The following is a 16701-nucleotide window of genomic DNA, read 5'->3' as shown; positions in this document are numbered from 1 at the left end:
GACGGGACAAGGGGGGCGGCCGTCCCCGGTCGGGGAGGTGGGCCGACCGCCCCGCTGAGGAGAGTGGCGGTGTCGTACGGTCCTGGGGGGCTCAGCCCCAGCAGTTCTCCAGGCCGTAGCCGGTGTCCTTCGACGTGACCCCGTCCTGCGCCTTGTCGGTGATCAGCGTGACGCCGGTGTCGGTGTAACCGGATGCCTTCTTGCCGTCCTTGGCGTACGTCACGACTGCCTTGACGCCCTCGGCGGCCATTTTCAGCGGGTACTGCTGCGAAGTCGCGGCGATCTTGCCGTCCTTGACGGCCTGGGTGCCGGTGCAGCCGCCGTCGACAGAGACGATCAGGACGTCCTTCTCCCGGCCCTTGGCCTTCAGCGCGGTGTACGCGCCCAGGGCCGCCGGTTCGTTGATGGTGTAGACGACGTTGATGTCAGGTGACTTCTGCAGGCAGTTCTCCATCGCGGTCTGGCCCTTGGCCTGGTCGCCACCGGTGTCCTGGGCGCACACGACGTCCTTTTCGGTGGCGCCGAAGCCCTTCAGGAAACCGTTGTGTCGCTGGACGCCGACGGAGACGCCCGGCGCCAGGTCGAGGGCGGCTATCTTCGCCGTCTTGGCCTTCATGGCGGCCTTGGCGTACTCGCCGATCAGCTGGCCGGCCTTGAGGTTGTCGGTGGCGAAGAGAGCGTCGACCGCGCTCTCCGGCTCGGTCGGCGTGTCTAGCGCGATGACCAGAACGCCCTTGGCACGGGCCTTCTGGATCGCGGGCACGATCGCCTTGGAGTCGCTCGGGGTGATCAGGATGCCCTTCACCCCGGCGGCGACCATGTTCTCGATGGCGGTGACTTGACCGGCGTTGTCCCCGTCGAACTTGCCTGCCGCGGTGGACAGTTGGGCGCCGTTCTCCTTGGCGGCCCTCTCCGCGCCCTCTTTCATCTTCACGAAGAACGGGTTGGTGTCGGTCTTGGTGATCAGGCCGACTTTCACCTTGCCCGAGCCGGAGCTGGTGGAGCCCGAACCGGAGCCGGACCCGCAGGCCGTCAGGGTGAGTGCCGCGACGCCCGTGACCGCGGCGGCTCGGAGGAGGGACGAGGACAGGCGAGTGGTGCGAGACATGATCGACTCCTGTGGGAATAGCGGGCGGCACGGGGGTTGGGATCAGAGCGTGCCGCCCGGGGTGTCATCGTTGACTTATGTCATCGTTGACACTGCCTGGCCAGGATGATGGACTCCGGATCACGGCAACGTCAATGCCTTCCACTCGTCACAAATCGGCAACGTCCCCAGTCGTCGGCTCCGCGAGGCCGGTCAGTGGCTGTGTCGCCGCACCGCCCCTTTACCCGGTCTTCCCGAGCCTTTCCGAGAGAGAGCAGCCCATGAGCCCGCGTCAGATCACCGTTCTGGGAGAGTGCGTCGCGGACGCCTTCGCCGAACCGGCAAACGCCTCGAACGAGCTCGCCCTGCGGGTGCTGCCTGGCGGCGGACCTGCGAATACGGCGGTGGCCCTGGCCCGGCTGGACACGGCGGCCCGCTTCCTCGCACGCCTGTCCGGCGATGTGTTCGGCCGCCTGTTCCGGGCCCACCTGGAGGCGTCCGGCGTCGACCTGTCGTACGCCGTCGCCGCCGCCGAGCCCAGCACGCTGGCCGTGGCGGAGCTGAACGCCACCGGGCAGGCCGCGTTCTCGTTCCACGCGCAGAACACGGCCGACTGGCAGTGGACTCCAGAGGAACTGGCAAGGGTGGATCTGTCCGAAACGGCCTGCGTGCACACCGGGTCGCTGGCGCTGGTCCGTGAACCCGGCGGGGCGGCGGTGGAGGAGTTCCTGGCGGCTGCTGCTCCGCGGGCCACCATCAGTATCGATCCCAACGTCCGGCCGCTGCTGGTGCGCCCCGAGGTCTACCGCGCCCGGCTGGCGCACTGGTGCGCTCTCGCCGACATCCTGCGGCTGAGCGAGGACGACCTGGAACTCCTCCTGCCGGGCACTCCGCCCGAGCAAGCGTGCGACATCTGGCATGCGGCGGGGGTACGGCTCGTCGTGATCACGCTCGGCGCCGACGGCGCCCTGGCCTCGCTCGACGGCGAACGGCTGCGGGTGCCCGCGGTGGCCACGCGGGTCGTCGACACGGTCGGCGCGGGGGACTCCTTCACCGCCGGCCTGCTGCACCACCTCGGCGCCCGCGGACTCCTCGGTGGCCGACTGGCCGATCTCGGTCTCGACGAGGTTGCGGAAGCCTGCCGGTTCAGCACCCGGGTCGCGGCCCTGACCTGCTCGGTCGCCGGTCCCAATCCGCCGTGGCGGAACCAGTTGGCGCAGCTTGCGGCCGCCGACGGCGCCTGACTGGCGGGCGGCCCGCGCCGGGCAGTTCCGCCCCAGCCCTTGACGCATCGACCGGATTCCGCTCATCATCAGGTCACTTGTGTCATCGATGACACAAGTCAGCGATGACACCCCTGGTTCGGTTGCGTGGACGGCGACGCCGACCGGGGCGTCACGTTTCGGTCGGTCCACGCACGAGCCGCAGGCTCCGCCCAGTGGACGGCCACAGCACAGGAGACACCATGAGCTCTGGACGTGTATCCCGGCATGCTCTCGGACACCCAGGCCCAGCTCGTCTCCCAGGAGACGTCCGTCAACCTGATCGTCGACGGCAAGGTCGTCCGCAGCGCCACCGGTTCCAACAGCGAGACCTGGACTGGGCCTCCTTCGACATGCGCTCCTACGCCGGCAAGCAGGCGCAGATCCAGATCGTCGACATGAACACCGTCGGCTGGGGCCACCTCCTCGCCGACCGATTCACCGCCGCCGACAACGGCCGCGAAGTCCGTCGAGCGCGCCGACTGGGCCGACTACGGCAAGGACTACTACGCGGCGGTGTCCTGGGAGAACACGCCGGGTGGCAACCGGTACATGATCGGCTGGATGAACAACTGGGACTACAGCGGGGGCATCCCCACGTCACCTTGGCGGGGCGCGCAGAGCATCCCCCGGGAGATGGCCCTGCGTACGGTCGGCGGCAGCATCCGGTTGACCAGCCGGCCCGTGAACAGCGTGTCGTCCCTGCGGCAGCCGCACGCGGTGACCGCGTCCGGCGTCACCGTCAAGAGTGCCTCCAAGACCCTGATCGGCCCCGCGGCGCAGGGCAAGGCTCTCGACATCGAGGCGACCTTCTCCCTCAAGGACGCCGAACGCTTCGGTCTGAAGATGCGCACCGGTGCGAATGGCGAGGAGACCGTCATCGGCTACGACACCACGACTAAGGAGCTGTACGTCGACCGCACCCACTCCGGCGCCGTGGACTTCAGCAGCACCTTCCCCGGTGTCCGGACCGCACTGAAGGCCGAGAACGGCAAGGTGAAGCTGCGGATCCTCGTCGACTGGTCGTCCCTCGAGGTGTTCGGTGGCAGCGGCGAGGTTTCGATCATCGACCAGATTTTCCCCGACCCCGCCAGCCGGGGAGTGCAGGTCTTCGCCGAGAACGGCTCGGTGAAGCTGGACAAGGCCGTCGCCTGGCACCTCGACTCCGCCCACAAGTGACGTTCACGACTGACGCCCACGACTGACAAGGACACGAGACCGTGAAGAAATCCCTGCTCGCCGAGTTCACCGCCCGCGAGGGAGCACAGGACGAGGTCGCCCGTCTGATCGGCGACTACGCCCTGAAGGTGCGCGAGGAAGAAGGCAACCTCGCCTTCGACGTCTACACCAAGGCAGCCGTCCCGCGCGCCTTCTGGATCTTCGAGGTGTACCGGAACGAGGACGCCTTCCAGGCGCACCTGAACGCCCCGTACGGCGGCCCTTTCAACGCCGCCCTCGTTCCGCTGGTCGAAGAGGACGCCTCCCTGCTGACGTTCCTGAACCCGCTGGGCACGAATCCGTAACGAGCCGTTGACAAGGGCCTCCACCGGGGCGCGGTCTCATCCCGCACTCACTTGCCAAAACGATTGGGCACCACTTGGGTAGGCGGATCGGGATAACGAGTCGGTACGCGATTGAGGCTGGGGCGTGCTGGCCTGGCGAATCGGCTGGTGGGTGATCAGCAGGCGGTCTGCCGGGCGAGCACCAGCTCGGTGCTGGTGCGCCGCCGGGCGGGCCTGCGGGCCGCGCGGTCGGAGACCAGTCCGGCGATGGCGGCGTGCGTTTCGGCGTAGGACTCGCGGCGGCCGAGGTATCGCTGAAGCGACCGCCACTTCTTCTCCTCGCCGATCGTGAGCTCCGCGCAAATCCGTGCCCGGCCCAGTGGGCAACCGGGGTATGGGTCGTCCCGTCCGGTGGGAAGAGCGGAGATCCGTACGACCTCGATCAGCGCGGTGGTGGTAACGGCTTCGGCGGGGAGCTGCATGTGCGTAGTCTGCCCGCTGGCGCGTGCCTTGGTGACAACCACCGTGCTTCGGCTCACCGGCGACGGCTCCGGACCAGGGCTTCGTCAAAGTGCAGCCTTGGTCGACTTGTCCGGTTTCAAGGTGTGGTGACGCTGTAGACGCTGCCCTGGACCGAGAACGCCGTGCGACGCCACCACGCCCTGTGCACTCAGCTCAGACGTGCTGCATCCAGATATTGGGCTCCGTATAAGTGCCATGGTCAGCGGACTGGTCGACCCGTAGCAGGCTCAGCCCTCCCGGGATGACATAGTCACCCGTCTCTGGGAACACCATGCCGGTCCACTGCTCCCACTCGGCGATCGTGCCGGTCATGGTCTGCGACTGGGGAGCCGCCGCGAGAATTCGGGCGCCCAGACGCTGGTGGGTGCGGATCCATGGATCGAGGGCCATGCCGTCCTCGCGGGTCCACCCCATGAACGCCTCGACCGACGCCAGCGGATAGCGCGCCTTCAACGTTGGGCGCACCGGCGCGATGACCCGTGGCCATCCGGCGCCCTCGGCGAGCCGACGCAGCGCGGTGAGCATCTCCCCGGCAAGGCCGCGTCCCTTGAGTGACGGCGTAACGATCGCCCCACAGATCACCAGAGTGTCGGGTTCGACGCCCTGCTCTCGGCCCTCGACGGCGCGGATGGTGGTCTGGGTGTAGCCGGTAGGGAGCGTTTCGGTCCGCCCGTCCCACCGGATCGGTATACCCCAGCCGGACGCGGCCGGCAGCCCGCGCTCATCCACCAGCGTGAGATCGAGGTCGGCGAACCACTCCCGGATCCTGCCGATGTACTGCTTGGCCAGCCGATCGGCTGTGATGAACTCCGGGAAACCTTCACTGAAGAGCTCGCGCAACTGCTCATCAGGCCACGTACGTGCGTCTGTTCGCTCACCGATCAATGTCACGGGCCCGTTTATAGCGCACCCTCCACAGGCCGAGCGAGGAAGTTCAGCCCCCAGGGCTTCGGCAGATTCGCCTGACGATTCGTGATCATGTGAGTCCGAGGAGCGCGAGGGGCCGGCGGGGTTCGCGGGCGTTGTGGCGGAGAGCTGCAGCTATGTTCGTGGCTCCGGTCAGCCGCAGTGCCCCGATGGCGAGGTTGCGCCAGGTCGCCATGGCACGGGGTGCGTTGCCTGTTCGCAGTTGGGAGGCGTCCTCGGTAAAGGTGGTGTCCCGGATGTGGTGCAGGGCTTCCACCTTCCAGTGGTTACGCACGAGTGAGAAAAGTTGCGCGGGGGTGGCCTGCTCGGCGGTGAGGCTGGTGACGGCGTAGATGATCTTCACGGTGGTCTTGCCGGTCTTGCGGTCAGTGCGGCGGCGCTTGATCTGGACGGCTTGACGGGCGCCGGGAAAGAGCAGGTTGTTCACGGTGGCCACCTTGATCCGGCGGATTTCGGAGCGTCCGTGGCCGGCGTTCCGGGTGCGTCCCTGGAGCGAGATCTGCTTCCAGGGCAGGGACTTCAGCTGCCTGCGCAGCTTCTTCTGGTTGCGCTTGACGATCACGATGTAGTGGGCGCCGCGGCTCAGCAGGTAGTCGGCGTGCTTACGCTGGGTGTGCATCGCGTCGCTGGTGACCACGGTGCCAGCCAGGTCGGCAATGCTTTCCAGCAGCGGCTGGAAGCACGTGATCTCGTTCGTTTTCTCCTGCACGTCCAGCTGGGCCAGGACCAAGCCCGTTGTGTGGTCCAGGGCGGCGAGCAGGTGGATCTTCCGGCCTTTGGCCTTGGCCACCCCGCGCAGGCTCTTGCCGTCGACCGCCAGGGCGCGCAAACCGCCTGCGGTGCCGGAGCGGCGGTCGGCGAGCCAGCGTCCCACGGCCTGGTCCAGGTATCGCCGTCGATCCGGGCCAACAGGCGGCGGACCGTCGATTCCGCAGGCAGGAGCCGTTGGGGAAGCAGCGGATCGCACCGCACGCCGACGGCTTGCAGCACCTGTGGCGGGGCGTCGGCGATCCACTCACCGACCGCCAGCAGCGATCTCGCCCCGGCCAGTACCGCGCACGCGGTGAGCGCGAGCACGACGACGAGGGCGTGTCGCACTCCGCGCGGATCGCGCGGGTCGGGCACCTCCGCCAGCCGCTCCAGCAGGCCCGGCACTTCTGCGGGTACAACCCGTGGATGATCGCGGAGTTGGTCAAGGGCGGATGGGATCGGCGATGATGCGTCGGCAGGCACGGTCCTCCACTCGGATCACGGGGCGTAGAGAACCCCATGATCGTGGGAGCCCGTGCCTGTCTCGTCCCTGGATGACCGTTGAACTGGCAGATCGTCACGAACCGGACGACCTGCAACTACGCCGAAGCCCTGGGACGAAAGTCCGCGCGCTCGGAGACCGTGGTCTCGCCCGCGACGCGATCGACGTCCACGCCGCCCGCCAGCGCTACACCATCCCCGAGCTAGAGAATCTCGCAGCCAGACGCCCGGACGAATTCGACCTCGGAGAGCTCCACGACCGGCTGGAAAGCCTGGAATGGATCAGTGATGCCGAGTTCGAGGCCTATGGAATGGACTCCGCCGGGATCGCCGAACTACGTCACTGAGCCCAGGAGTGGCTGGAGGGGCTCGCACAGCGGCTCGTCGAGCCCTACCAAGATCCTTTCGACGAGTTGCATTCCGCCTCGATCAGCTCCGCCCCGTATGTCTCTCAAGGGTCTGCTGAGGAACAATCGCCTGAAAAGCTGTGCAGTGCGCCGGTTCGATGCCCCCGCTGGCCTCGCTCTGTGAAATGCTCGCGCTCCCGGCCAGGGGGGGCCAGGAGCGCCTCGGCGAGGGCACAGCGTGAGTCAGTGGGCTTTGCGATAAGCCTCGTGGATGCTGGCCGGGACACGACCGCGGTCGTTGACCTCGTAATTGTTGGCTCTGGCCCAGGTCCGGAGCTCCTCGGAGGTCGGCCCGTCGACCGGCGCCTTGCGTGCTCGACCGGCCCCGCTCACCCGACCGGTCTTACGGCCCTTCTCGATGAAGGGGGCAAGTGCCTCGAACAGCTTGTCGTAGTTGTCCGAGACCAAGTCGATCTCATAGCTCACGCCGTCTAGGGAAAAGGCGTGCGTGCGCACCTCGTCGGATTCCGCGCCCGTGAGGTCATCCGTGTAAACGGTAACAGTTTTCTGAACCATACGGGGATGGTACCCAGTTTCCTCCCGGCATCCAATCCGAACCTTCTGAAGCTGAGATCCAGATCGGTTGCCCTGCATCTTGGAGGAAAGGGGGCGGAAGCAGAACAATTCCTGCCTGTCGTCCCATCATTACTGTCGAGCTAGCCATCGCTTCCATGGGGGAGGACGAAGTAATAGAAGGGTGCGTCGCCGTTCGACGCTATCCGGCACACAGATAGAGTCGGCATAAAACATGGATTCTCCTGCGTGTTGCAAGGTCGATGGAATGTCACTCCGAGCCCTGTGGACACAGAATCGCAGCGCATGATCAGCTCTGGACAGGTGCGACGAATTGCGGGGCGGGCGAACCCAAGCAGTCGAGATCCGGCGGCCCATGAGCTGAGCGAGCCGCGGTCAGGGCGGCAAGGGCTCGTCCGTCGACACATGCTCGAACTTACCTTCAGCGGGATCAACGTGCCTTCCACACAGGTGGTTCACCGTCGTGGTCGAGCCATGACGAGCGGTGGGTGAGCCGGGCAGACGCGACAAGCGCCGCCGTCGTGCTCCCATCGGGTCTCGGACCAACTGCTGCCTTGACCACGCGGGGTTCGTGGCGTCAGTACGGAATGCCAGGATCCCTATTTGGGGTGGACCGGCCGAGCACAGCGTGTCCTTCCCTGTGCTCAAGATCGTTGATCAAGTCATGCGAAACATGATCAAGAATCTGACGGTCGGCGCCCTGCTCGCGGGCGTGTTCGTCCTGCCCGGGGCCTCGTCGGCATCCGCGACGGCCACGTCCGTGACGCCGCTGACCGCAGGCACCATCGCCACCGCCGCGACTCCCAGCTCGCTCGCCAGCAACGCCCGCCTGACCAACCGCCAAGCCCTCGCACGACTCGCCGCTGCCGGCATCCAGCGCCCCGTCGGCCGCACCTCCCTCGAAGGCGTACGCGCCCGCACCATCCAGGGGGTCATCGCACTCAAGAGGGCCAGCCGGTGCACGATCACCATCACCGGCGGCACCGAGTCCGGCCACAGTGCCGGCCCCCGCTCCCACGCCCGCGGATACAAGCTCGATCTGCGCACCCACCACGAGGGGGCCTGCCTCACCCGGTGGATCAAGACCACCCAGCACAAGGGCAGCCCGCGTGGCAACGACCCCCGCTGGCACGGCAACCTCAACGGCATCTCCCTCGACTACGTCTACGAAACCCCCAGGCGCGGTGGCGTCCACTGGGACATCACCTTCGTCTGAGACATCGCGCGAACGGATCCCGGGGAGCCGGCAAGCCTTCGAGTATCCGAGCGAGGGCCGGCGCGACGGTGTGTCGCCCGGCCCTCGCCCTGACTGCCACGCAGCCTCCACGACATCACCCTGACCAGGCTCGGCGCCATCAGAAGCACTCGGCGCATACATCGATCCCATGCCCCATTCTGCCGCCCCGTGCACCATCAGAGCATTACCCGGACCAGTTCACCTGAGACGGCCTGCGGATCGGTCTCGTCAACGCTGTGCTGTGGAGGCCTGGCTTTCGATGGCTGGAATCGCTGGCTGCCACGGGGGGCGAGATGGGCTCCCGGGGCTGGTGTGGCAAGTCACCTACCGACCGGAACGGATGGGTCAGGGCCGGTTGTACTGCACGCACTTGAGCGGGTTGGCGTTCGCATCGTCGACGCAGACGATGACAAATGCGGCCCCACCGGGCACATCCGCAGGGATTGTGGTCTCGATCGGATATGTCGCGTCGCACTGGGTGCTGGTGCTTCGGGCGTCGAGCCAGTTTGCAGAGGCAGTGTACGTGCCGAGCCACGCCCGTCGGCAGCCGACGGCACGGAGTGTTCCATCGGCCCCGACCGACCGGTTGTACCAAGTCAGGGTGCCGCGGGCGTAACTGGCCCCGTATGTAACGTCGAAAGCGGTGGTCGGGTAGGCGGCTGTCTGCGCGCCGGCGGCGGGAGCGCCCAGCAAGGTGCCCGCGGTCAGCACGACGGAACCGACGGCGGCAGCGAGATGAGTCTTCATACGATCTCCAGAATGGGATGAGCCGGTTGCGGCTTCACATCCTGGGCGGGTCGGCCACCTGCGGCCTACCTCTTAAGCCACGGCTTAAAAGGAGGGCCGGGACGGCAGGCGCGGCGCCTCACGCACCTCGTCACGAGTGCCCGGTGGCACCCGGGCAGAGCGGCGCTGCGCTCACCGGTCTGACACCGCGGTGCCCTCGGGTTTCACTGTTCCGTCAGGGCACCGGTCTGCAGCAGGGCCAGCCCGAGGGGGGTGATGAGGTGCAGCACGGACCCGCCTCGGCGGCTGGTGGTGATGAGGTCCGTGTTCCGTAGCACGGTCGCGTGCTGACTGGCCGCTGCGGCCGTGACGTTGAGGCGGCGGGCCAGCTCCTTCGTCGTGCAGCCTTCTGCTGTCACGTGCAGGGCGGCAGCTCGTGTGCGGCCGAGCAGAGACTCCAGGTTCCACGCGGCGGAGCCGTCCGCTTCTGCTGCCGGGCCGGTGCCGGTCAGCGGCCGACGGAGAGCCGGCACGGTCAGTCGGGGTGGCTGGGCGGTATCGAGCGGGTCCCACAGAAAGCTCACCGGGTGCTTCGAGAAGACCGTGGGCGTGATGATCAGTCCCCTTCCCTGGAGATGCACCTCAACTCGGCGCGGGTAGGGAGCTTCGAGCACCGGCGGACGCCAGCGAACCAGTGGTGCGCAGATCGAACGCAGCAGCAGATCGATTCCTCCCTCCAACACCAGGTTCGCGAAACGGGTGGACAGCGCGACCAGTTCGGAGCGCCCTCGATGCCAGTAGGGCTCTACGGTCAGCCGATGGCAGGCGCGCACGGCCTCGGCGAGCTCCCGCTGCGCGTCACGGTCGCCCTCGGACACCCGTCGGGCCCATGGCAGGTGTCCGGGGTGGAAGTCGAGACCCTCGAACTCGCGTCGCAGTCGGGACACCGGGGCGTGCAGTAGGTTGTCCACAGCGTGATCCAGAGAGGGCACATCGCCCATCAGGGCCAGCAGATCTAGCCCGGGACCTCGCACCGGAACCAGGGACGTCAGGGGGCGCGTGTCGGCTCCCATCCGGCCTGCGACCGCTGACCGCCACGTGCGGAAATGAGGAGGCTCCCGTCTCTCTCTCAGCAACTCCAGGCTGAAGTAGACCTCCGCTGCAACGCCGATCGTTGCAGCCACTCGTGTCCGGGCGAGGTCTTCCGTCGTGAAGTGAATGCGTAACACCGACCTGCCTCCTGCCACCGAAGTAGAGCGCGTGAGCACACCCCAGCATGCCCCAACTTCTCGCGCCCGTTCCGGTTGTCCCGTCTTAAATGATCTGGCCCTGGGTCGGGCTCCTGACCTGCGGCGGCCTCGATGTGGGCGGCGACCTCGGCGGAACACACGACCCGGGACCCCGGACAGCCCGGTCTACAGCTGCGCTGCTACCTCGACATGCGCCAGACCCTCAGCCCCTGGCCAAAGTCCCCGCCTGCCGCCAGGCCAAGACCATCCCGGCCTCATGGGGCCGAAATGATCCTTGTCGGGCCACAGGCGAGCCGGCCGGTCCCACGGCGCCGGTGCGGTAGCCCTCGGGGCTGATCCGGCCCGCGGTGCCGGTCATCACTCCGGTCCACCGATAGTGCAGCGCAGGGATGCGGGAAGGGCCGAGGGACTCGACGATGCGGCGCGTGGCCTCGATGCCGTCCATGCTGGGCATGCGGACGCGGGGTCTCCCCGGGCCGAGGGCTGCTCGAGCGCTCTGACGACGCAGGCGCGGTCGACATGGTGTCGGTCGCCGCCCGGCGGAAGGGATTCCGGTTCGGCTGCGTGGAGAGTGGCGTGGTGTCAGTGGGTGGTGCTGCCCGCGACCCACTCGCTCCACGGCATGGTCCAGTCGCTGAGGCCGTTGTCCGGTGCCAACGTGGTCTTGTCCTCGGAGTTCTTGACGATCACGACGTCACCGATCATCGAGTTGTCAAAGAGCCACGCGGCGGGCTGTTTGCCGTCGCCGCCGCCCTTGACGTCCTTCAGGCCCACGCAGCCGTGGCTGGTGTTGACCTTGCCGAAGACCGCGTCGGCACCCCAGTAGTTGCCGTGGATGAACGTGCCCGAGGCCGTCAGGCGCATGGCGTGCGGTACGGCCTTGATGTCGTACGCGGGCCTGCCGTCCTTCTTCATGAGGCCGACGCTCGCACCGTTCATATGGAGATGCCTGAACTTCTCGGAGATGACCATCTGACCGTTGTACGTCGGGTGCTCGGTGCTGCCGGACGAGATCGGAATGGTCTTGATCGTCTTGCCATCCCGTACGACGGTCATCTGCTTCGTCTTGGCGTCGACGGTGCTGACCTGGCTCCGACCGATCTCGAACGTGACTGTCTTCTGGATGCCGTGGAGGTTGAGCTCGACAGTGACGGTCGAGCCGGGCTTCCAGTAGTTCTCGGGGCGGAAGTCCAGGCGGCCGTCGTTGAACCAGTGACCGACGACCCGCTGCCCGCTGCTCGAACTGACCCGGATCTCCGACTCCACGATCGCCCTGTCACTGATCGCCTTGTCGAAGGAGACCGTCACCGGCATGCCCACGCCGACGGTCGAGCCGTCCTCGGGGGAGAGATGCCCGATGAAGTCGTTGGCCCGGGAGACCGTGGTGATCGTGGCGTTCCCGGTGGTGGAGCGGCCCTTGGTGTCCTCGGCCTCTGCGGCGATCTGATATCTGGTGGCCCGCTCCAGCCGGCCGTTCGGCTTCCAGGAGGTACCGTCCGCGGACAAGGTGCCCGGAATCTCGGCACCGCTCGCGACGGCGGTCATGGTCACCTTGGTGAGCTTGCCGTTGCTGACGGTGACTTTGACGGGGTCTTCGATCCCGACGTTGAAGGCACCTTGCCCGGGCGTGATCTTTATTCGGGCGTCGGAAGCATCGGCGGCCACCTGATCCACCCGCGCCTGCGGTTTCGGGGGATTCCCGGCGTCGTTGCGGCTGGTCGCCGCGCTGCTGGTACCGCCGAGGGCCGTGACTGCGAGTACGCCGCCAAGTACGCCGGCCGCAGCCGCCAGCCCGGCGTGTCGTTTACGTACAGTGATCAAACGCTTCTCCCATGCCACTGGTCTTTGCGTACCTGCGAGCCGATCGCCGGAGGAAGGGCAACCGGCTTGAAACCACTTATAGGCATGCATCTATCCAGAAAGGGGCAAATTGTGGTGAAGGCCACGCGTCGCCTAGATCTTGCTCGACGGTCGGATGGCGTCGAGCCGCCGGCCGGTAACGGCCTTCGAAGAGTTGGGGTGGGATCCGGTGTCAGCGACCGGGTAGCGGTAGGGGGACGGTCGTTACGCGACGTGCGATCGAGGTGGCGGCGCGCGCCGGGCTCAAGCCGAATTGGCTGATCAGTCCTGGAAAGAGGAGGGCGTAGTCGTCCTTGGGCGATCACGGGCGGCAGAACCAGAACTTGCGCCGGGAACCTTGCAAGCGCTGGAGAATGCGAACATGCTCGCCACGCCGGTGCCGCGAGGGCGGCCGCCGCTGGACGAAAGCCTCCTACACGCGGTGGCCCATGCATATCTTCGCGAAGCCATCAACGGCCCTGGGCTGACTCGACGCCTGGCTAGCCTGTTCGACCGGCCGGAGCCCACCATCAAGGACTGGATCAAAGCGGCCCGGGACCGCGGCTACCTCTCCCCCGCAGTCCCTGGCCGCCGAGCTGCCGGCCCAGGTCCTCTCCTCCGGCACTCCGACGACAACCCGCCACCGTCGTCCTGAGTATTCCTTCAGTTCAGTCGCTGTAGTCGCAGTTTCGGCGCGGACGTGCGATGACCGCGCCTGCCCCGTTCCATCAAAGAATCGGAATGGCATGCTGGCCGGGAGCCTCACCCGGATGTACGGATGCGACGTGCGGCGCCTGCAGGAGAGGCGCACCGTGGAATGCAGGCGGCCCGGCGCGCATCCTTCTGGCCGCCCCGGCCCGAACGACGTGTCTGCCGCCCCCGGCCACGTACGTCAGGCACCGCGCACCGGTCGATGCGCGCACGGTGAGGACCCGTAACCGTGACGGCACCGGGTCCTCACCCTCTAGTGCTTCCCCCTCACCCTGAGGTCCAGCGACCCGGTCGGGGCGCGGCTGCGTGCGGCTCGGCCTTGATTTCGTCGGTGATCCGGTCAGTACCGCCGGTGGGAGGGCAGGATCGAGCAGTGCGCCCGGCCCAAGGGCAGTCAGGGGGGAGGGCGCGTGCCGAGGCGGACGGAGAAGCAGGGGGTGCCGATCCCGTGGGTCACGGACAGCCGCGGGGACCGCTACGACGTGTCCGAGATCGACCGTCAGCCCGAGCCGCGGTACGTGGCGCCGCTGGAGTGCGGCGGGTGCGGGACCCGGGTGAGTGCCCTGCACGGAAACGCTGACAATCCGGACAGCCGCACCTCCCATTACTTCAGGATCGACCCGCACACGGCGGCCTGTCGGTGCGACCTCGACCAGCGCGGCAAGCAGCTCGCCGGGAGCCTGGCCGCGCCGCCGCCAGCTGTGAGCACCGGACCGCCCGGCGAGCAGCTGGCTCCCCGGGGGAAGCCTGGCGTTCTTGCCCGAGGCGCCAGCCGCGTGTTGGTGGATCCGTATCGGAGCGCCTTGGCTAGCGGCGAAGTGGCGGTCACCGCGGGGATACACCATCCACGCAGGAGCACCGGGTGACAGGCTCGCTCCATGGCAGAGGACGTCGTGGGGAGTCAGGTCGCCGACCTTCGGGCCGAGTGCGACGAACAAGCTCGGAAGAACCGCTTCCGCCGGCAGTTCTGGCGGTACACCCATGCCGCACTCGGACTGCCGGCTGCCGTGCTGGCCGGGATCTCGGGCGCAACGGGGCTCTCATCGGCAGATGCCCGTATTCCAGCGGCGGTACTGGCGCTCGTCAGCGCGGGACTTGGCGCTGCCATCGCCTTCCTGAAACCGGAGATGCATCAGCGAGCAGCTCACGCACGCCGCAGGGCCTACCTGGCCTTGGAGGTGGAGGCCCGCTTCGCGCTGACGCAGGCGGCATCCAGGGGCGAACCCGTGCCTCTCACTGCCTACAGGAACTTGCTGGAGCGCCGAAGGATGATCATCGCAGGTCAGCTTGACGAGCTGGTGCAGCGGATCTCTGTAGGGGGAGCATCTACCGAGACAGAGACCGGTGAATGAGGAGTCTTAGGGGACGCACGCCGCGGCGGACGGCCTGGCGGCCTTCTTGGAGGTTGGCCTGCACCTTGATCTGGCGACGATAGCCGGGGTCGTCGGCCAGGCGCGGGGTGTGCAGGGTCTTCGCGATCCGCCCGTAGTGCGCGCTCGCGTCAGTTCGGCTCAGTGGACGCCAACCGGACCTACGGGTTTGCAGAGTCCAGGCAGTCGCCAGCAAGCCCGCCTCCCACGGCCAACACCGGACGCGCGAGCGGGCCGGCCAACAACCACTGGCGGCCCGGTTCACGAGCGCGGTCTTGGCCGGAGCCGCCTCAACATCACCGGCGTGCTCTGCCAGAGCAGCCGTAAGCCGTACCCACAGAGCCGATTGAGTCCTGAAGGTCGCAAGCCGTCTGCAATCAATGGCCAGCCGTCGCGACCGTCACCCCACGCTCAACCCGCAAAGCGAACCTGTCTGCCCGGTCCGCAGGAGCCACCGCTCCCGTGCCCATGCCCGATCTGCGGCCGGGGTGGGCAGGCGAACCAAAGTGGGACGTCTTCCGCGCCCTGCTCCAAACCGACGCGGGACGCGTGGTGCTGCGCTCCCGCCGCGGCACCGAGATAGCGCCGGTTCTGTTCCGACTCTGCCCTGTTGCAAGCAGAGGGCTGGGGGCTGAAAAATGCGCAGGCGATCACCCATGCCCGTCCTAGAGGGGCTGGCAACAGGCTGGATTCTCAACCGTCACGTAGGGTCCCTGCGATCGACTGCCCGTCGTCGGTTGAGCATCGGGCCTGTTGCGTCGGCTCCCGGTGAAGGGCCAGGGGGCTCAGTGCTCCGGTCCGGCTGGCATCGACCGCTGGGCGGTGGACAGTCGGGACCCGGCAATGTTGCGAATGCGGCGTGTGCGGCCACTCTCGGCCAGAACTTCCAGAACGGTCGTGGCTGAGGACTTTTCGGCTGTGCGGAGCTGTAGCCAGTTGGAGGCCGCGAGCAAGTTCTCGGCGTCCCACGGCTCGTTCAAGGTCATCGCCCGCAGCAAAGTCCACTCATTGAGGCGCTGTGTGGAGAAGTCGTCCACTCCAACAGGGCCAGTCATCTCCAGGCGCCAGGCAGGATAAGCGGGACCCGTGAGCAGTTCAGCGGCTCGTCTGTCGAGGTACTCGCAGACGGCGCTGTTCGCCATCCCTTTATCCGGATCGGTGAGTACTTGGGCGATGAGGGCAGCTGCATCCGGCGGGGCCACCTCGTCGAACGCCCTCCGGTAGCGAGCAAACCGCACGTGCTCGTCCGGGTCCCAATCAGGATCGTCCGGTGACACCGCGCCGCTCGTCTCCACCGTCACCCCTCTCACCTGGTTCGGGATGGAAGCCTGTCCCAATCCTGGCACCCCGATGGCTGCCGAAGTCCCGTGGGGACTCACCTGGGTTCTGGTCATTCTGGCTTGCAGGCCAGATCGATCAGCCGGTGGATAACCGTTGTGGGGAGTGCCGGGTTGCTGGCCGCGGCCTGTGCGGTGGCTGGGGCGCGGAGTAGGCGGATGAGGTGGGGGATCGGGAGCTGCGGGTTTTTGATGGCTGCTTCGCGGATCCGGTGGGTGGAGTCGAGCAGTTGCAGGACGGTGGCGGGCGAGAGTCGAGGGTCGGCTGCGGCGCGTGCCCTCACCAGCTCGTGCGGATCCTCGGTGAAGCGCTCGGCGAGATCGCCGGTGGACTCCGGGGAGTCGAGCGCGAGCGGGCGCCGCCGCGGGTCGGGATCGTCGGCGAAGCGGAGGAGGGTGTGGCGGGGGAAGTTCGGATGGGTAAGCCCGAGGTAGGGATCTTGCCGCCTCAGCGCGACCTCCAGCAGCATTTCGGCGGGGGCGTCCTGGCAGAAGTAGGCGAGGTTGGAATGCACCTGCGGGTCGGGGACGTACCCCTGTTCGGACACTGAACCCCCGACACCCGCACCGCACGCTGGACAGCAGACGGCCCGGAGCGGCCACAGGACCCGCTCCGGGCCAGGCCACCACGCCTCGTACTGCGCCTGACGGTCGTCTCTCCGGCAGCGTGATACCCACGCCAGACGTGCGCGGGCAGGTGAGGCTCCGCGGAGCACCAGGACCAGGTGCCGTCGACCAG

General features: G+C 67.3%; 16 protein-coding genes and 4 pseudogenes. 7 read left to right on the top strand and 13 right to left on the bottom strand.

The window, feature by feature from the left end:
* Positions 1 to 91: 91 nt before the first annotated feature.
* Entirely contained in the window at positions 92 to 1108 is a 1017-nt protein-coding gene (locus tag HEP85_RS38015) for a sugar ABC transporter substrate-binding protein (RefSeq protein WP_168531950.1), read from the bottom strand.
* A gap of 260 nt (positions 1109 to 1368) precedes the next feature.
* Between HEP85_RS38015 and HEP85_RS38010 the strand changes: the two genes are divergently transcribed.
* From HEP85_RS38010 to HEP85_RS38000, 3 genes and pseudogenes are all read left to right on the top strand, one after another.
* Positions 1369 to 2331: a carbohydrate kinase gene (locus HEP85_RS38010; RefSeq protein ID WP_168531949.1), complete on the top strand. Its 963-nt coding sequence runs from the start codon at positions 1369 to 1371 to the stop codon at positions 2329 to 2331.
* A gap of 246 nt (positions 2332 to 2577) precedes the next feature.
* A pseudogene (locus tag HEP85_RS38005) lies at positions 2578 to 3528 on the top strand (glycoside hydrolase family 32 protein); the annotation flags it as partial.
* Between the two features lie 41 nt (positions 3529 to 3569).
* A complete protein-coding gene (locus HEP85_RS38000; protein WP_168531948.1) occupies positions 3570 to 3872 on the top strand; it encodes a putative quinol monooxygenase in 303 nt (100 codons plus the stop codon).
* 155 nt (positions 3873 to 4027) lie between these two features.
* On the opposite strand, the gene HEP85_RS37995 is transcribed toward HEP85_RS38000, so the two are convergent.
* The 4 genes and pseudogenes from HEP85_RS37995 to HEP85_RS37980 form a co-directional block, all read right to left on the bottom strand.
* Positions 4028 to 4333, bottom strand: a complete 306-nt coding sequence (locus HEP85_RS37995) for a hypothetical protein (protein ID WP_211118300.1) — start codon at positions 4331 to 4333, stop codon at positions 4028 to 4030.
* A gap of 193 nt (positions 4334 to 4526) precedes the next feature.
* Positions 4527 to 5264 carry a hypothetical protein gene (locus HEP85_RS37990; RefSeq protein WP_168531947.1) on the bottom strand — a complete coding sequence of 246 codons (738 nt, stop codon included), beginning with the start codon at positions 5262 to 5264 and terminating at the stop codon, positions 4527 to 4529.
* Positions 5265 to 5349: 85 nt separating this feature from the next.
* Positions 5350 to 6174: an ISAs1 family transposase gene (locus tag HEP85_RS37985; protein WP_248002266.1), complete on the bottom strand. Its 825-nt coding sequence runs from the start codon at positions 6172 to 6174 to the stop codon at positions 5350 to 5352.
* Positions 6175 to 6248: 74 nt separating this feature from the next.
* Positions 6249 to 6398: pseudogene (locus HEP85_RS37980) on the bottom strand (transposase family protein); the annotation flags it as partial.
* A gap of 206 nt (positions 6399 to 6604) precedes the next feature.
* Here HEP85_RS37980 and HEP85_RS37975 point away from each other — a divergent pair.
* Complete coding sequence (locus HEP85_RS37975; RefSeq protein WP_211118139.1) at positions 6605 to 6898, top strand: hypothetical protein; 294 nt, start codon at positions 6605 to 6607, stop codon at positions 6896 to 6898.
* Between the two features lie 243 nt (positions 6899 to 7141).
* Here HEP85_RS37975 and HEP85_RS37970 read toward each other — a convergent pair whose 3' ends face one another.
* On the bottom strand, positions 7142 to 7474 hold the full coding sequence (locus tag HEP85_RS37970) for an Lsr2 family protein (RefSeq protein ID WP_168531946.1): 333 nt from the start codon (positions 7472 to 7474) through the stop codon (positions 7142 to 7144).
* A 691-nt stretch (positions 7475 to 8165) separates the two neighbouring features.
* On the opposite strand from HEP85_RS37970, the gene HEP85_RS37965 reads away from it, so the two are divergent.
* The gene (locus tag HEP85_RS37965) at positions 8166 to 8708 is read left to right on the top strand and encodes a hypothetical protein (RefSeq protein WP_248002265.1); all 543 of its coding nucleotides are present in this window, start codon (positions 8166 to 8168) and stop codon (positions 8706 to 8708) included.
* A 366-nt stretch (positions 8709 to 9074) separates the two neighbouring features.
* Here HEP85_RS37965 and HEP85_RS37960 read toward each other — a convergent pair whose 3' ends face one another.
* Together HEP85_RS37960 and HEP85_RS37955 are read right to left on the bottom strand one after the other, a co-directional pair.
* The gene (locus HEP85_RS37960; RefSeq protein ID WP_168531945.1) at positions 9075 to 9476 is read right to left on the bottom strand and encodes a hypothetical protein; all 402 of its coding nucleotides are present in this window, start codon (positions 9474 to 9476) and stop codon (positions 9075 to 9077) included.
* Positions 9477 to 9679: 203 nt separating this feature from the next.
* On the bottom strand, positions 9680 to 10426 hold the full coding sequence (locus HEP85_RS37955) for a winged helix-turn-helix domain-containing protein (protein ID WP_348772468.1): 747 nt from the start codon (positions 10424 to 10426) through the stop codon (positions 9680 to 9682).
* Positions 10427 to 10816: 390 nt separating this feature from the next.
* Here HEP85_RS37955 and HEP85_RS37950 point away from each other — a divergent pair.
* Positions 10817 to 10894 (top strand): annotated as a pseudogene (locus HEP85_RS37950) (DUF6207 family protein); the annotation flags it as partial.
* A 13-nt stretch (positions 10895 to 10907) separates the two neighbouring features.
* Here the strand turns inward: HEP85_RS37950 and HEP85_RS37945 are convergent.
* Positions 10908 to 11159, bottom strand: a complete 252-nt coding sequence (locus HEP85_RS37945) for a hypothetical protein (RefSeq protein ID WP_248002264.1) — start codon at positions 11157 to 11159, stop codon at positions 10908 to 10910.
* A gap of 128 nt (positions 11160 to 11287) precedes the next feature.
* Positions 11288 to 12526, bottom strand: a complete 1239-nt coding sequence (locus tag HEP85_RS37940) for an Ig-like domain-containing protein (RefSeq protein WP_168531943.1) — start codon at positions 12524 to 12526, stop codon at positions 11288 to 11290.
* 1607 nt (positions 12527 to 14133) lie between these two features.
* Here HEP85_RS37940 and HEP85_RS37935 point away from each other — a divergent pair.
* Complete coding sequence (locus HEP85_RS37935) at positions 14134 to 14607, top strand: hypothetical protein (RefSeq protein WP_168531942.1); 474 nt, start codon at positions 14134 to 14136, stop codon at positions 14605 to 14607.
* Between the two features lie 16 nt (positions 14608 to 14623).
* Here the strand turns inward: HEP85_RS37935 and HEP85_RS37930 are convergent.
* The 3 genes and pseudogenes from HEP85_RS37930 to HEP85_RS37920 all read right to left on the bottom strand — a co-directional run.
* Positions 14624 to 14758, bottom strand: a pseudogene (locus HEP85_RS37930) (Tn3 family transposase); the annotation flags it as partial.
* Between the two features lie 652 nt (positions 14759 to 15410).
* The gene (locus HEP85_RS37925; RefSeq protein ID WP_248002262.1) at positions 15411 to 15926 is read right to left on the bottom strand and encodes a hypothetical protein; all 516 of its coding nucleotides are present in this window, start codon (positions 15924 to 15926) and stop codon (positions 15411 to 15413) included.
* Positions 15927 to 16015: 89 nt separating this feature from the next.
* On the bottom strand, positions 16016 to 16510 hold the full coding sequence (locus tag HEP85_RS37920) for a hypothetical protein (RefSeq protein WP_168531941.1): 495 nt from the start codon (positions 16508 to 16510) through the stop codon (positions 16016 to 16018).
* Positions 16511 to 16701: the final 191 nt, after the last annotated feature.

The sequence above is a fragment of the Streptomyces sp. RPA4-2 genome, assembly GCF_012273515.2.
Taxonomy (GTDB): Bacteria; Actinomycetota; Actinomycetes; order Streptomycetales; family Streptomycetaceae; genus Streptomyces; species Streptomyces kaempferi.
Note: the sequence above shows the minus strand (reverse complement) of the source record. Positions and strands in the feature narration are given on the sequence as shown.